At 42.3% G+C, this 14,911-nt stretch carries 14 protein-coding genes; 6 read left to right on the top strand and 8 right to left on the bottom strand.

What is annotated here, in order from left to right; genetic code table 11:
* Window positions 1-217 precede the first annotated feature (217 nt).
* From MIC7126_RS0124640 to MIC7126_RS0124630, 3 genes are all read right to left on the bottom strand, one after another.
* Window positions 218-550, bottom strand: coding sequence for a hypothetical protein (locus tag MIC7126_RS0124640; protein WP_017655793.1), 333 nt, complete (start codon window positions 548-550; stop codon window positions 218-220).
* Window positions 547-1,239, bottom strand: a complete 693-nt coding sequence (locus MIC7126_RS0124635; RefSeq protein WP_017655792.1) for a glutathione S-transferase family protein — start codon at window positions 1,237-1,239, stop codon at window positions 547-549. Before MIC7126_RS0124635 ends, MIC7126_RS0124640 begins: the two co-directional genes overlap by 4 nt.
* A 237-nt stretch (window positions 1,240-1,476) precedes the next feature.
* Entirely contained in the window at window positions 1,477-1,683 is a 207-nt protein-coding gene (locus MIC7126_RS0124630; protein WP_017655791.1) for a hypothetical protein, read from the bottom strand.
* Window positions 1,684-2,133: 450 nt separating this feature from the next.
* Between MIC7126_RS0124630 and MIC7126_RS0124625 the strand changes: the two genes are divergently transcribed.
* Window positions 2,134-2,748, top strand: coding sequence for a hypothetical protein (locus MIC7126_RS0124625; RefSeq protein ID WP_017655790.1), 615 nt, complete (start codon window positions 2,134-2,136; stop codon window positions 2,746-2,748).
* Between the two features lie 87 nt (window positions 2,749-2,835).
* On the opposite strand, the gene MIC7126_RS31450 is transcribed toward MIC7126_RS0124625, so the two are convergent.
* The gene (locus tag MIC7126_RS31450) at window positions 2,836-2,982 is read right to left on the bottom strand and encodes a hypothetical protein (RefSeq protein WP_017655789.1); all 147 of its coding nucleotides are present in this window, start codon (window positions 2,980-2,982) and stop codon (window positions 2,836-2,838) included.
* Between the two features lie 42 nt (window positions 2,983-3,024).
* On the opposite strand from MIC7126_RS31450, the gene MIC7126_RS0124615 reads away from it, so the two are divergent.
* From MIC7126_RS0124615 to MIC7126_RS0124605, 3 genes are all read left to right on the top strand, one after another.
* Entirely contained in the window at window positions 3,025-4,848 is a 1,824-nt protein-coding gene (locus tag MIC7126_RS0124615) for a peptidoglycan D,D-transpeptidase FtsI family protein (RefSeq protein ID WP_026100504.1), read from the top strand.
* A 141-nt stretch (window positions 4,849-4,989) separates the two neighbouring features.
* On the top strand, window positions 4,990-6,084 hold the full coding sequence (locus tag MIC7126_RS0124610; RefSeq protein WP_026100503.1) for an iron-containing redox enzyme family protein: 1,095 nt from the start codon (window positions 4,990-4,992) through the stop codon (window positions 6,082-6,084).
* A gap of 125 nt (window positions 6,085-6,209) precedes the next feature.
* Entirely contained in the window at window positions 6,210-6,905 is a 696-nt protein-coding gene (locus MIC7126_RS0124605; RefSeq protein ID WP_017655786.1) for a class I SAM-dependent methyltransferase, read from the top strand.
* Window positions 6,906-6,977: 72 nt separating this feature from the next.
* On the opposite strand, the gene MIC7126_RS0124600 is transcribed toward MIC7126_RS0124605, so the two are convergent.
* Window positions 6,978-8,078: a hypothetical protein gene (locus tag MIC7126_RS0124600; RefSeq protein WP_017655785.1), complete on the bottom strand. Its 1,101-nt coding sequence runs from the start codon at window positions 8,076-8,078 to the stop codon at window positions 6,978-6,980.
* Window positions 8,079-8,088: 10 nt separating this feature from the next.
* Window positions 8,089-10,179, bottom strand: coding sequence for a pectinesterase family protein (locus MIC7126_RS0124595; protein WP_017655784.1), 2,091 nt, complete (start codon window positions 10,177-10,179; stop codon window positions 8,089-8,091).
* Between the two features lie 328 nt (window positions 10,180-10,507).
* Here MIC7126_RS0124595 and MIC7126_RS0124590 point away from each other — a divergent pair, with 328 nt between their 5' ends.
* Complete coding sequence (locus tag MIC7126_RS0124590; protein ID WP_017655783.1) at window positions 10,508-11,350, top strand: FAD-binding domain-containing protein; 843 nt, start codon at window positions 10,508-10,510, stop codon at window positions 11,348-11,350.
* 30 nt (window positions 11,351-11,380) lie between these two features.
* Here MIC7126_RS0124590 and MIC7126_RS0124585 read toward each other — a convergent pair whose 3' ends face one another.
* Entirely contained in the window at window positions 11,381-12,613 is a 1,233-nt protein-coding gene (locus MIC7126_RS0124585; protein WP_017655782.1) for a hypothetical protein, read from the bottom strand.
* Window positions 12,614-12,748: 135 nt separating this feature from the next.
* Complete coding sequence (locus tag MIC7126_RS0124580; RefSeq protein ID WP_017655781.1) at window positions 12,749-14,152, bottom strand: SHOCT domain-containing protein; 1,404 nt, start codon at window positions 14,150-14,152, stop codon at window positions 12,749-12,751.
* 318 nt (window positions 14,153-14,470) lie between these two features.
* Between MIC7126_RS0124580 and MIC7126_RS0124575 the strand changes: the two genes are divergently transcribed.
* Entirely contained in the window at window positions 14,471-14,887 is a 417-nt protein-coding gene (locus MIC7126_RS0124575; protein ID WP_017655780.1) for a hypothetical protein, read from the top strand.
* Window positions 14,888-14,911 lie beyond the last annotated feature (24 nt).

Here is a 14,911-nt window from a genome sequence, read left to right as displayed (position 1 = left end):
AAATTTACTTTTCTCACTGGGGTCGTTAGCTAGGTGTAGTTTTCGAGATTGGTCATTCCTCACGCTTCAACTCACTCAACTAACGTCGTTTTAATATCTATATATATTCTTTACATTTATTTGCAAATTTGTCGTCACCGTTATCGTACATCAGAATGACTCTCTCTGAAGGGGGGATGAAGGAGTGAGGAGGATGAGGGAATAACCTTGACAAATATCAAAAATTTAAAAAGGGAAACAGTTGTAACAACGCTTTACGTAGCTGGATCAGGTAGACAGTTTGCCGTAGGCTAGAGTTGAGTTTTGGCGGGGGGCTAGTTTGTAGCTGTTCTTGTAGCTCGGCGTATTCTGCGGCCGTTAAGGGTTTGCCGTCAATGGGCGATCGCCCTTCTGTAATAATCTCTGTTCGCAATATCTCTTCTGGTATATCTTCTGGTGGTGGTAAAGCCACAGCTCTTGTTTGCCAATGGCTACCTAATGCCACCAAAATAGTAATACTGAGGCTAAAAACAATTAGTAATATTCGCTGGCTTTTTTTTGCTCTCTTCATGTCGCCGTTTTCCCATTTCCAGTCAATCCTGGTGGTAGTGTTGCGCCACACAATTGATGAATTTGCCTAATGTGGGCAAATAGCCAAGGATAATTTTGATTGTAGTAGGGAATCAGTGCTAAAGGACTGAGCAGAGCCGCCGCAGCAATATCAGCCACACTCAACTGATTACCTACCAAATAATCACTTCGGCGCCAGCGGAGTGATAATACTTCTAAGGCTGTGGCTATTCTATTAGTAGCTAATTTTACGCTAGCGTCGGTGATTTTATACTGTTGTCGGACTACGGCGATGACGATCTGACTAGCTAAAGACGGGTCAATTTGTTTACCTTCGCCAGCCCGGTACTGATAGTAAACAAACCGCGTTGCTGTGCCAATGCTTTCATCTAACCAATCTTCTAACATCCAAGCTTCAGTTTGCTGTTCTTGGTCAGGTAAAAATAGCGACGGTGTTGGTTGGTAGTTTTCGAGAAACTTAAAAATTTGTGTTGAGTCAGCGATCGCTTCTGGCTGTCCACTAATCTGGGGTAACAATACTGGTACTGTGGTCAAACCAGTTAAGGGCTTAACTTTGAGGATATGCAAGCCAGGAGTCAGATTTTCCACTTCATATTTGATTTTCTTATAGCCCAAAGCTAAACGGGCTTTGCGGCAATAGTGAGAAGTACTAAATTGCAATAACAACATAGAAATACTATCTGTTTATTAGTTATTGATTATTTGTATTTTCTCCCCTATTTCTCCATGCCCTATCCCCATAAACTAGATGGACACTGGTGAGGATGTTAACTATCTTCACCAGTGTCCTTGAGATACTCTGCCTTACTTTATAACTTTAGTCACCGCTGGGTTTTTATCTAGTAACGTGACATCACTAGACTAATCGCTTGCGTTAGAAACGCTGTACGGTGATTAAGACTACTTCTAGGGGGTTTTAGTGGGAGAAGCAGCAGGGGTAACTGCGGGGGTAGCTGCAGGGGTAGCAGCTGGAGTTCCACCATCAGCTGGATCGCTTGTAGCCGCAGGTGTGCTGGTAGTACCGGTACCACCAGATTCACCACCACCGCCGCAGGCTCCCAGCATGGTAGCCATACTTAAAATTAAAGCCAATCCAAAGATTCTTGTTTTCATAACTCCTCGTTCACCATGTGGCAAGAACTACATTTCGCCTGATGAATAAGATACCTTATTTGTTGCTTTTTTTTAAATGCTTTCCCAGAAGATATCTAAACTCATGGCTGTCAGTATTTTCGTCACAGTAGAATATAGTGCAGCGATTATGATTATATTTTTTCATCAGAAGATATAATTTAATCCCCAAATTTATAGATGGGCAATTTTTTCATAAAACCGCGTTATCATACCAAAAATTATCAGCGTTTGCGAACTCTTGCCGCTGGCTACTCGGTGTTGCCATACTTTAGAGGCAATATTCAAAAAAATGCTATCCCAGATCGGCATTTACCTCAGAATGCACCATACAAGGGCTAGAGATGTTGTGTACTGACGGCACACAACAATTCTCAATTTAGCAAAAACAAACAATTAACCTAAATTAGAGTTTTCTCATCTAAAAAATTTATGGCCGCTGCTCGCAAATCAGCTGTCTCTGGAACGGGTACTTGGTTTCGACGAAATTCTACTAAAAATTTGGCTCAAGGACGCGCAAGGCGTATCAGGTCTGACACCCCAGAAAGCTATCCAGTACCCGCTAACAGACAACGGCGTTCCTCAAAAAATTTATCCGCTGCTCCCGCATCAACTCCAGAATTGACGGGGACGAAAATTCCCAGGTTTGGCTTTCTCAACCTACCTGTAATGTCTGATTCTGGAGCAACACCGTTGTGGTTATTGCGTTTTTATACTTTACAGCGCTATTCTTCGGTGGCAGCGTTTCTGTTGGTGGCAACAACGCTGGTAGTTTACGGTTGGAGTGTGTATTCTCAAGAACTATGGAGTCAGGGATATCGCAGATTGCAAAATTTACAGCGTCAAGAGCGACAGTTAACCACAACTAACGCGGCGCTGACTAATAGAATGGCTGAGGATGCAGAAAAACCCACAGCGGGGCTTGATTCACCAACTTCTGCTAAAACAATTTTCTTGCCGCCAGCAGCCGATACTACTAATGTAGTACCCTCTCTGCCACCAAATTCTACAGCACCGAAGCAAAGCTCTCCATTGTTGGGGTATTGAAAATGGGGAGTGTGGGGAGTGTGGGGAGTGTGGGGAGTGTGGGGAGTGTGGGGAGAAAAAGAATTGAAGAACTTATGCTGACGCTTGCTATCTTCTCCTTCCTCCCACCCCTCCCACCCCTCCCACACTTCCCCCTCTTCCCCCTCTTCCCCCTCCTCCCACCCCTCCCACACTTCCCCCTCCTCCCACCCCTCCCACACTTCCCCCTCTTCCCCCTCTTCCCCCTCCTCCCACCCTAACCCCTTTTTTTCAGGACAACTGATACAGGAACTGATCATGCAGAAGTCACCAAGAAAATTCAGAAATTTTCGGCCTCCAGAGTTCACTAGGCGGAGGCAGAATTCTCAAAGAGGTTCGGTAGATGTATCAAATGCTCATACTCAAGAGCAGAGGCCTGATATTAAAACCAGATTATTCATCGTCTGGGGCGTATTAATGGCGGCGGGGTTGGGGTTAGGAGTTAATTTGTATCAGTTGCAAATTGTGCGGGGCGCGAAGTTGAAGGAGAGGGCGCGTAACCAGCAGATGGTAAATTTGCGGCCGTTTATTCCCCGTCGGCCAGTGCTGGATCGCAGTAATAATGTGTTGGCTGTTGACCGCCCTGTGTACACTATCTATGCTCATCCCAAGCTGTTTGACAAGTCAAATGAGGATATGGCGCTGCGGCTGGCGCCGATATTGAATAGAGATGCGGCTGAGTTGGTGAAAATTTTTGCTGCTAAAAAAAGCGGAATTACGTTAGCTGCAACTTTACCGGAGGGAGTGGCTGACCGCTTAATTTCGATGCGTTTAAATGGTCTAGAATTCACTCAAAAATATTTGCGTTTTTATCCACAAGATGATTTGGTGGCTGATGTGGTGGGCTATGTGAATCTTGACCGTCGTGGTCAAGCTGGGGTGGAATATAGTCAAGAAAAGTGGTTGGAGCGGACGGGTCAAACTGTCAAGTTGAGTCGAGCGGGTAATGGGGCGTTGATGCCTGACCATGCGCCGTCAGGGTTTTTAAATTTTGATGATTGGCGGTTGCAGTTGACTATTGACACTCGCTTGCAACGGGCGGCGCGTTCTGCACTCAAGCAACAAATGGAAAAGTTCGGTGCTAAACGCGGGGCGGTGATTGTGATGGATGCGTCGGATGGCGCGATTTTGTCTTTGGTTTCTCAGCCGACGTATAACTCTAACGAGTATTCTCAGGCTGATATTGCTTTATTTAAAAATTGGGCGGTGGCGGATCTGTATGAGCCGGGGTCAACTTTTAAGCCGTTAAATGTGGCGATCGCTCTGGAAAATGGCATCATCAAACCAGATGATGTTTTTAATGATTCTGGAGCGATTCAAGTAGGCGATCGCACGATTAAAAATGCTCAAAATAAGCGGTATGGGCAAATCAACATTGCCCAAATTCTCCAGCATTCTAGCAATATTGGCATGGTGCAAATCATCCAACGGTTGCGGCCTAATATCTATTACAACTGGCTGGAACGGTTAGGTTTAGGTCAAACTGCGGAAACAGATTTGCCGTTTGAGGTTGCTAGTCGGCTCAAGAGTCAAGAGGAATTTATGACTACGCCTATTGAACCAGCTACTACTTCTTTTGGTCAGGGTTTTTCTCTCACGCCGTTACAGTTGGTGCAGATGCATGGAGCTTTGGCTAATGGTGGTAAGTTGGTAACGCCGCATGTTGTGCGGGGGATGATTGACTCTAAAGGGCAGATGCATCATGCACCGACTCGCCCCGCACCACGGCAAATTTTCTCGGCGGCGACAGCGCAACGAGTGGTAGAAATGATGGAAACTGTGGTGGCTGAAGGTACGGGTAAGGTAGCGAAGATTCCTGGATATCGGATTGCGGGGAAAACCGGGACGGCGCAAAAAGCCAGCAGCACGGGTGGTTATCAGGTCGGCGCGAGAATCACGAGCTTTGTGGGCATTTTACCTGTGGATTCTCCCCGTTATGTGGTTTTGGCTTTGGTGGATGAACCGAAGGGTGAAAACGCTTATGGTTCGACGGTGGCTGCACCGATTGTTAAGTCGGTGATGGAAGCGTTAATTCCGATTGAACAAATTCCCCCTAGTCAGCCAATACAAGCGCCTAATTAAAGGCATTGCCAAATGCTACCTTTCTTGAGACTTAATCTTTGTTTATAACTCTGGAAAGAGGTAGGGAAGGTTACAAGTGTGGAAATCTAGATGATAGGAGTGGAACTGATTTCACGCCTTGCTCAAGCCACGAAAGATTCCATGCACAATAATTTAGTGATTTTCCCTACCCCGAAAGCTGAGGGGAAGTGTACTCAAGTAGCACAAAAAACTGTTACCCAGTATGACGATGGGGAGCGACTGTTTTTAGAACTGTTAGCGACTGAGGATTTAGATGCTCAGTTAGCAAAATTAGCGGTGGAGGCGAGGGAGTTTGAGGAGGTGCTCAGGGCGGCTATCAGCGCGGCTTATGAAAGCGGTGATGGTGAGGAGCAAGCCCACCTATTTCTGCAGAGGATACTTTACCGAATTAATCGGTTGAAGCTGTTTTGGTATGACGATTTGCGGCTTTATAGCAACGAGAGATCGCTTTATTTAGCTTCTTGTCAGCATGAGATTGAAGCTGCTTGGCAAAGTTGGGAGTTAGGATACGTTGATATACCTGCATTACAACAGCTAAATGTCAAGCAAGCGCTGATTGACCGCGCGGTTGAGGATTTAGACCCGGAGTTATCAGCCGATAGCCGCTATATCCGCGAGGAGATGAGCTTGGCTGGTTATTGTCATTTGTTAGCGATCGCTTCTTTTGATGGTTTGGTGGAAGGTAGTAGGTTGTCGCGGGTGTTGGGTGGTGTGGCGAATGAGGTGCAGTGCACTTTGGTGCGGGTGTTGCTGGAAGAATACGGTAATGGTCGCTTATCTCGCAAACACTCGACCTTTTTTGCTCAAATGTTAGCTGAGTTGGGGATGAGCACTCAACCGGAGGGGTATTTTGATTTGGTGCCTTGGGAAGTGTTGGCTTGTGCTAATCAGAATTTTTTGACTACGGAGTGTAAGCGTTATTTTTTGCGTTACTGCGGGGCGTTGACTTATTTTGAGGTAGCTGGCCCAGCGGCGTATAAGAACTATTTAGCTGCGGCCCAGAGGCTGTTGCTATCTGCAGCGGCGATGGGTTATTGGGACTTGCACATCAGAGAAGATGAGCGTCATGGTCGTTGGATGTTGGATGATGTGGCGTTACCTTTAGCAGCCCAGTATGCGGACGATGGGTGGGAATTGGTATTGGGCTATGACCAAGAAAAAATTATGAGCGATCGGGCTGCGAAAGCTGTTGTGCGCTCAATCCGCTTGCGTTGAATCAACTGGATAAGCGATCGCACACATAGCTAGTAGGTTGGGTAGAACGCAGTGAAACTCAACAAAATCAAGGTTTCTCGTCAGAATTTTACTCCCTATTCCCTATCCCTTTCATACAAAATCACATGAAAGACATATTTTTTTGTCCTGAAGAATCTAATTTCTATGCCAATTGTATAGAAAACTTAGTTTTGAGAAACTGTGAGCAATCTGAATCGATTGTTGAGTTTGGTTCTGGTGATGGTAGCCCTGTAATCAATTCGTTACTCAGAAATAAATTTGATGGAGTAGTACATGGATTTGAATTAAATACCTCTGCTTGGAAAACAGCCAATTCAACAATTGATGAATATAATCTCACCACCAAATACATCATCAATAATTCATGTTTGTTTCAAGCTTCTCAGCCAAAAGCTAAATATCTCATTGCTAATCCACCATATCTTCCCGCACCTGATGCAGATATTTACATGCCTTTATTATTTGGTGGTATGGACGGCGCCACTGTTACCAACGACCTTTTGTCATTAGATTATGAAAATGTTCTAGTTTTAATTTCTAGTTTTTCCCATCCCCAAAGTACCATTACCCACGCTAAAGAGCATGAATATATGGTAAAAAATTTCGTGATTTTACCATTAAAGTTTGGTTACTACAGCTCAGAACCAAAGGTAAAAAACCATATTGAAAAATTGCGAAATCACCACATGGCTTTTTATTCTGGTGAGTATTACTTTCTGGCTGGGGTTTTATTTCAAAAAAACCAAGAAAACGCCGTTGATTTAGGTAGAGAATTAACTCAAGTGATGACTAGCTTGTAAATATAGCAGGGAACAGGAAATAAAGCGTAGACGTGGCTATTGCTTCAACTATCCCCTATCCCCTATTCCCTATTAATCTCGATAGGTTTGTTTGAGAGTGGCTGCTATGGAACCTAATCGCTGATAAACCTCGATTAATTGGTGCGATTTGGTCTGACCATGCTTTAGTATTTGTTTTAATACTGTTAAATAATGAACATCAGGGTCATTCACCAAGGCTAATTCTGCTGCTTGTAAAACATGAGTTGCTTTGATAAAAATGTCTGGGTTACTAAACCCTTGTTTGGCTGAAAGTTGGTGCAAAGCTGCATCAGGTACGGTTGCTCTCTCGGTGAGGGTTTCGTCCAACACCAGACCTTTTAACAAAGCTAATAAAGCTGCATAAAGGGAGAAATCATCGCAACTATCAAAAGCCTTAAATTCAATTCTGCCGATTTCGGCGGGAATCCGCGCTACTTTGGTTAAGGAGGGAATACTGGCTATTAATTCTTCGGCTTTTTTTAAAAACACTAATGCGGCTGACCTTTTACCAGTTCTAATAAATGTCCTGACTGAAAGTCCCGACCACAAGCAGCCGTTATAAAAGGGGGAACTGTAACTAAAAGGCACGATGTAAGGGCTGTAATAAGTTAATTTTCTACCGATATCAATCAAGCGTTCTGTAGATAAATTATCGGCAGAAATATTCAAATCTGGCCCGTATGATACCATATAAATATTAGCTGTTTGTTCATCGGGATAACCTTGTAAATAGCTAATTTCGTAATCATTTAATGGTGGCTGGGGTACATAGGTTTGTTTGTGCGGATTAAAACTGATTAAAACTGGTGAAAAACCGAAATCAGCAGCCACTTCACGCAGTAATTGAAAACTTGCTGATAATTCGTTAATAGCGCCTTGAATATCTGAGTGTATAGTTGTTCTAATTTCTATACCTTTAGGCACACAATCAATCGCCTCTCCAGAATTTGCAAACCTTTCAAAACCCTCAATATACCATCTTTTGCTTTTTACTCCTGCATCACCAACCCGGAGTTGCGGATAGTCGCTGGGGTAGGTGGGTAGTCTAGCAATAATTTGCTCAAAATCAGCAAATTTTGTGCAAGAAAAATCAGCGAATTCGCCTTCTTGGTTGACAAAAGCGACTTCATGTTCAATGCCAAAAAAAAACATGATTGATTCGTTATGGTGTAGCGGTGGGAGAAGCGGTAGCGGTAGGAGCCGGATCAACTTTATTGCCAATAGTTTGGAGTTTGGCAGTTTTATCAACGTCGAAAGCACCGCGCACATTACCTGTTAAATCATTGTTCTCAATCGTGCCTCCACCTTGGTCATAAGCATAGATAGCATTATATTTATTTTTATTGATATTGCAGTTGCGGATCACAGGGGTGCTACCCTCTCTGATTTCGACCCCCGATAGAGCATTACTAAAAATATTACAACTATCTACTGTACCTTTAGACTTTTTGTAAGCAAGAACGCCGGCTTTTTTACCATCATGAATTTGGCAGCGTTGAATAAGAGGATTACTATCTTCGCCTATGGCTACATTCGCCAAACCATTACCAAAAATATCACAATCTTCTGCGGTTCCTTGACTATTTAAACGAAAAACTAAACCACTTTCTTTACCATCATGAATTTTGCATCTTTGTAATAATGCACTGCTGTTATCTTCAATATGCACGTTCATAATAGCGTTATTAAAAACATTACATTCTTCTAATGTTGCTTGGGCGCGATCATATATATAAATACCGCCTGATTTACCATCATGGACTTGGCATTGTTGGATAGTTGGGTTAGCGGTTTTACCGTAGATACCGATACAGGCGAGGGAATTAGAAGTGATTTCGCAATCTGCTAATATTGATTTTCCTTCTGTGATATCGACAGCAAAAAACTTTTTATTTTTGTTTCCTGCTAATCCATTAATGGTTAAACCTCTAATTTCGGCTTCTTCTGCTTTGAGAATCAGACAATTGGAGTCGGTATTTTCTATGACAATTTTTTCCCTGGGTCCATCACCAACAATTTTGATTGACTTGTTGACCAGCAAATTTTCTTGATAAAGACCTGGACGCACAAGAATAGTATTACCTGGTTGGGCATTTTTAATGGCTTCGTTAATAGTTTTGTAGTCTCCAGAGCCGATGCTAGAAACTACTAAAGTTGATTTAGTTTTGGGAATAAATATGTATAAAAGCGCTGAACCAGCCAATCCTAAGCCACCAAAACCAAGGATTTTAATTATTCGTCGTCTTGATAAATCTGGTGTTGGTAAGTTTTGGTTTTGGTTTTGGTTTTGGTTTTGGTTTGGGCGCGGGTCTGGATTTGGGTTTGGACGCAGTGGCGGCGATGATCGCTGTAAACTTTTTTCAATCTCCGCTAACTGTTGTAAAATAGCTTGGGTGTTAGCTGGTCGCTGATTGGGTACACGCGCCATCATTTGGTCAATCAAGTTCGCCAACTGAGGAGAAATGTTAGGAACCAGATTTCGCCATTGGATTTCGTCGGTGTAAGAGTTATAAATCGAGGAGTCAGTCGGTTGTTTTCCTGTGAGCAGATAAACAAGGGTGCGCCCCAAAGCAAAAAAATCTGACTGGGGAATCGCTTGACCGTTCATTTGTTCTGCTGGGGTGAAACCAGAGGAAATAATCCCCGTCACCTGGCCTTGAGCTTGTGCTAACCAGTAGGTCTGGGTAACTTGGCGCGCGGTACCAAAATCAATTAGCGCTAGTTCACCCGTCGCTCTCAGCATAATATTGGGTGGTTTGATATCCCGATGGAAAAAATTCTGGATATGTACTTGATGAAGAATTGTGACTAATTCTCTGAGCCATTGAGCAGCCAAGGTTTGGTCAATGGGGCGCAGACTGCGGTTTTCCATCCATTTTTGTAAATCCATCCCCACAATCTTTTCCATTACTAAACAATGGATGGGATTTTGGCTATTTCTGGGAAAATATGTAAAGTAACCGTCCTGCTCTACCTTGGGAATACCGGGATGGTCTAGCTGGCTTAATACTTGTGCTTCTTGCTGAAATAACTCAACTGCTTTTTGCTGATTATTAATGAGGACTTTCAGCACCTTGGGGATTTGGCTGCGGACTTCGGTAATCTCAAAAGTCAAGCCGAAACCACCACCGCCTAGTTGACGGATGACACGATAGCGGCCTTGCAATAGTAATTCTGAACCACAGCTCTGACAAAAGAGTTCATCATCGAGATTTTGCGGTTTTTGACAGTGAGTATTGATGCAGAGGCTCATCGCTTCAGATGGTGACAGTTTTATTTGATAGTTTACCGCTATTAACGAGTTTCACGAGTGAAACTTGCCAGAATTAGAGAATATATATATAAATCGACTTCCTCTCCTAGACAAGATATATTATGTGCGATCGCCTGCCCAGTGGTGGAGACACATCAACGATAGATTGCACCAGTACAGCAAGGCTGAAGTATGAAGTATGAGGTATGAAATGAAGAAACTCGTCTGATCAGCCTTTGGGTACTTTATTTCCGCCGTGCTGTAATAGTATAACTATTTAACTCGCTGATCGTAGGTATTATATTAGACAGTATTCAATCATCAACAAATGCTACGTAATTTTGCTAATCGTGAAGAATTAATTACTTATCTGCAACAGCAATTTCCCGCTGTAGCTGAACGCGATGACCAGGTTAGCGATATAGTCGGGGGGCGTCAAGCTGCAGAGCAAGCACTGAAAAAAGTAGACCCTGTAACCTACGCAAAAACTCGTAATTTCTTGACTGGTGCGGTGACGCGACTCTCACCATACATTCGTTATGGCGTTCTCAGCTTGCGAGAAATTCGAGATTATGTCCTAGAGCATGTCAAGCATCCAGACGACGCTGCTAAACTAATTAATGAATTAGGCTGGCGTGACTATTGGCAACGATTATACACCAAGCTAGGTAATAGTATCTGGCAAGACCAAGAAGAATACAAGACAGGCTACAAACCCAAAGATTACGCCCCAGATTTACCACCAGACATCGCACAAGCGACCACAGGGCGAGTTTGCATCGACAGTTTCAGCCGCGAACTACAAGCAACAGGCTATTTGCATAATCACATCCGCATGTGGCTAGCCGCTTATATTGTCCATTGGCGGCGTATTCGTTGGCAAGCAGGAGCCAAATGGTTTTTACAACACCTGCTTGATGGTGATCCTGCAAGCAATAATATGTCATGGCAATGGGTAGCTAGCACCTTTAGCCATAAACCTTATTTTTTCAACCGCGAAAATTTAGAACGCTATACCAAAGGCGTTTATTGTCAAAAATGTCCTCTTTATGGACATTGCGATTTTGAAGGTAGCTATGAAGAATTAGAACAGCGACTTTTTCCCCAAGGTGAATTTATCAGACAAGCTGACAGTCAAAGTTGGCAACGTGGAAAGAAAGGTAAAGGATGAAGGATGAAGGATGTAAGAGATAACTAACTATTAATTAATAATAAACCACGCTTGCTCGTACTGTTGCTGTGTGATTTCTTTAGCGATTAAGCGGTTATACAGTCGATTAAAAAACTGCGTTTGTTTGAAAATTTCAGGAATCATTCGCTGTTGTAACTGCTGTATTTTCTCGTCAGTAATGCATGATTCGCTGACATTTCCTAAATCTTGAAAGAATTCAGCGCTATCAGCATTACACTGAATATTGAACAATAAAGCAATCGGAATTGTTGCTGTTAAACTTTCTGAATAGTCGATGTCAGATTTATAATACACGGCTGGGGAAGATGGAATCGCTTGAGCGCCATAGCTAAGATTGATGGCAGTTTTTCCTAGCCAAAATGTCCCATCCTCTAATTTAGAATAAGTTTGAGTTGTCGGGTTGGGTTCAAATCTAAAATAGCCTGTTTCTGAGATTCCCTGGTTGTTAACTGCTGCGAAAATTTTTCTACCTATTTCTAAGGCTAGCCAATTGGATTTTTGTAAGTTGATATTTCCTGGCTTAACTGTCAGCTTAATCACTTTTTCTCGCAGCATGTCTTGAATCAGCTTTTGATATTCAGTAAATTTTAAATCTAACCATTCCCAAGCAATTTTATCTGAAACTCTTTGGCGGACGTAAGACCAGACTTTGCTTAAATCTGCTTCTATTTCTGCTGAAAAAGCTTCTGGTTTAAATTCGCATTCTCCCACGATATTTATACCGATTGGTGGGTGAGAAGTTAATTTAATTCCTCGTTTTTGATAACCTACATGTTTAGTAAAAGACTGATTTCCTGTGCCGATTAAAAAGTGAAAATTAGTTCCTATTTGCCAAGTTTCTGGAAAAAGGATATCAGCATCTTTGCCGATTGACCAAACTTGCTCACCTATAAAAGGTTGAATTTTAATGTTAGTTAGTGGTAAAGGTGTAAGTTGGGGTTTCTCGACACCAAAGGTTTTAATAATTTGCTTGATTAATTGATGACGTTGTTGTGGGGATATATCAGGTGTGACTTTACCAGTGAAGATTGCGCCGACAGTATTGGCAATTTTTCCATTTTCTTGTTTTTGCAGAAACTGTTTACCAATTCCCCAATAAGTTAGTTTAAATTGTTGGATATTATTGTCTAAAAGGCATTCGCACTTGATAGGAATGTAGAAATAATTGTTCCTATTTTCACTGTCTGGATAAGCGATGACACCTTCGGGAATTAATATTCCTTGATTAAATATGGCAGCCATATACTTCGCCTCTGCAAACTAAATATATACTTGAATAAATATTTAGTAAAGACGTCGTATAACAACGCCTCTACTGTTATCTATTTGATGAGTTTTTAGTCAGCATTTTAGTGCTGACTAAGAACTTATTGACTATTAGTTAACGGATTCTTCAGCTTCGCTAGCAATAGCCTCAGCGATGATTTCATCTAAGTCTAAATCGTTGACACTGCGTAAGAGATATTCTTCTGGTTCAAAGGATGTAGAACCGGCGATCGCTAATAATTTTTGTTCTGTAGGAACTATCATTAGAGAAGCACTAGTAGTACCATTAGTGATGATATCCACAGCCCTTCTATACTGTTCTTCGGTAATTTCACCTGTCGCAAAGCGCAATTCTAGTGCTTCTAATAAGCGTTGTTTGCGGTTAAATTCTTCTTCTAAGCGGTTATTCATCTCATCAATTTTAGCTTGAGTAATACAAGGTTCGCTGACGTTACCCAAGTCTTGGAAGAGGGAGGAACTTGCAGAATTACAAGATACAGCTAGTGACATTGCAGAAGGAACGCGCTTTTTGAAGCGTCCAGAATAGCTAACTGTGGCTTTGTAGCGCATAGACTGGGTGGATTTAATTGCTTGGTGGCTATAAGCAAGATTCACTGAGAAATTCCAACCCCAATTAAAGCCAGAAGCAGAACTACCACGACTTTCAGGAACTCTGTTTGGTTCAAATTTAAAAAAGCCAGATTGAGAATTAATTCTTTTGTTAACTTCCTCGAAAATTTGCTTACCCATTTCAAAGATTTGGCGTCCATATTTTTCTGTTTCTGGTGAGCCTTCTTTGTAGGTGATTTTGATGATTTGTTCGCGTTGTAAGTCTTGAATAATCTTGTCGTAGTCACCTAGTTTAAAGGTGAACCAACCTAATTTGACTGAGGCTGATGCGCGTTTGCGGACGTAAGACCATACTTGGCTTAAATCTGCTTCTACTTCTACTGTCCAGGGGTCGCCTTGAAATTCGGCATCACCTTCAATATTAATCCCGAAGGATGGGTTAGCAAGTACTTTATTTTCTGCGTTTTGAGTCGCTACAAATTGAGCAAATAAGCTATTTTTACCAGTACCGACTAAGTAGTTGAAACTAGTTGCTAATTGTACGGTGCTGGGAAAGGTAATATCGGAGTCTTTACCAAGTTGTAAGGTGTTAGTCCCAATGACGGGTTTCACTTTCACATTAGTGAGACTCATTGGTTTTAATTGGGGGTTTTGCACGCCAAATACTTGGCGAATTTTTTGAGTTAATTCTTGTTTCTGAGCGGCGGTAATATCTAACTTGGCTCTCCCAGCTAAAATTGCACCGACAATGCTATCAACACGATTACCAATTTTTACGAAAAAGGGCTTACCAATTCCCCAATAAGTGACTTTAAAATCTTGTAAGTTTTCACCTAAAGCTAAGTCAACGCTGAGGGGGTAGTATAAAAATTGGTTTGGGCTTTCGCTATCTTGATAAGCTATAGCTGAGGTGGTGGTTGTTGCTTTACTAAAAATTGCGACCATATTTTTTGTAGCCTCTGTGTTTATTGTGTATTTTTGAATTTAACAAAGCAAAATTATTGATGCTTGAGCATCAAGTTTTAGGGCAGATATGGATTTGTTTTGCCACATCTTGTTAGTTGATGAGATAAATTTTGTTTTGTACCGATAGCCTTAGACAAAATCTCAATTTATCTGGCAGTCAACTTTGTTTTCCATAGTTTTAAGGTAATATTGATTTAATGATCATTACAGTACCCTCAAGGGTAATGTTTGCCAGTTGATGAGTGATAATATTGCCCAGTTGCTTGTATTTTAGGCGCGTCAAAAATCTAAAATCTGATGAATAAACCTATTGTTTGGGTGCATGGAGATTGTTTGAGTCCCCACAACCCCGCACTACAAGAATACCCTGATGCTCCTGCCGTTTGGGTTTGGGATGATGCTTTAATTGAGGAATGGCAACTGAGTCTGAAACGCTTGACATTTATCTATGAATGCTTGCTAGAGTTACCTGTGGAAATTCGGCGCGGGGATGTAGCGCGAGAAGTTTTGGCTTTTGCTCAGGAGCATAATGCAGATTTAGTCGTCACCACGGTTAGTCCTAGTCCCCGATTTGACGATATCTGCGACAATATTGAGCGTTCTTTGGCGTTGGAAGTGTTTGAGGTGGAACCATTTTTTGATTATGACGGCCATATTGACCTCAAGCGGTTCTCGCGCTATTGGAAAGTAGCCGAGAAGTACGTTTTGGAGTAAAGAGTGGGAACAAATCACAAATGG

This window comes from Fortiea contorta PCC 7126 (assembly GCF_000332295.1).
Classification (GTDB): Bacteria; Cyanobacteriota; Cyanobacteriia; order Cyanobacteriales; family Nostocaceae; genus Fortiea; species Fortiea contorta.
Note: the sequence above shows the minus strand (reverse complement) of the source record. Positions and strands in the feature narration are given on the sequence as shown.

Bases quoted from the DNA above. Each gene is read 5' to 3' on its own strand.
- MIC7126_RS0124640 (WP_017655793.1), bottom strand. From the start codon at position 550: ATGAAGAGAGCAAAAAAAAGCCAGCGAATATTACTAATTGTTTTTAGC.
- MIC7126_RS0124635 (WP_017655792.1), bottom strand. From the start codon at position 1,239: ATGTTGTTATTGCAATTTAGTACTTCTCACTATTGCCGCAAAGCCCGT.
- MIC7126_RS0124630 (WP_017655791.1), bottom strand. From the start codon at position 1,683: ATGAAAACAAGAATCTTTGGATTGGCTTTAATTTTAAGTATGGCTACC.
- MIC7126_RS0124625 (WP_017655790.1), top strand. From the start codon at position 2,134: ATGGCCGCTGCTCGCAAATCAGCTGTCTCTGGAACGGGTACTTGGTTT.
- MIC7126_RS0124615 (WP_026100504.1), top strand. From the start codon at position 3,025: ATGCAGAAGTCACCAAGAAAATTCAGAAATTTTCGGCCTCCAGAGTTC.
- MIC7126_RS0124610 (WP_026100503.1), top strand. From the start codon at position 4,990: ATGCACAATAATTTAGTGATTTTCCCTACCCCGAAAGCTGAGGGGAAG.
- MIC7126_RS0124605 (WP_017655786.1), top strand. From the start codon at position 6,210: ATGAAAGACATATTTTTTTGTCCTGAAGAATCTAATTTCTATGCCAAT.
- MIC7126_RS0124600 (WP_017655785.1), bottom strand. From the start codon at position 8,078: ATGTTTTTTTTTGGCATTGAACATGAAGTCGCTTTTGTCAACCAAGAA.
- MIC7126_RS0124595 (WP_017655784.1), bottom strand. From the start codon at position 10,179: ATGAGCCTCTGCATCAATACTCACTGTCAAAAACCGCAAAATCTCGAT.
- MIC7126_RS0124590 (WP_017655783.1), top strand. From the start codon at position 10,508: ATGCTACGTAATTTTGCTAATCGTGAAGAATTAATTACTTATCTGCAA.
- MIC7126_RS0124585 (WP_017655782.1), bottom strand. From the start codon at position 12,613: ATGGCTGCCATATTTAATCAAGGAATATTAATTCCCGAAGGTGTCATC.
- MIC7126_RS0124580 (WP_017655781.1), bottom strand. From the start codon at position 14,152: ATGGTCGCAATTTTTAGTAAAGCAACAACCACCACCTCAGCTATAGCT.
- MIC7126_RS0124575 (WP_017655780.1), top strand. From the start codon at position 14,471: ATGAATAAACCTATTGTTTGGGTGCATGGAGATTGTTTGAGTCCCCAC.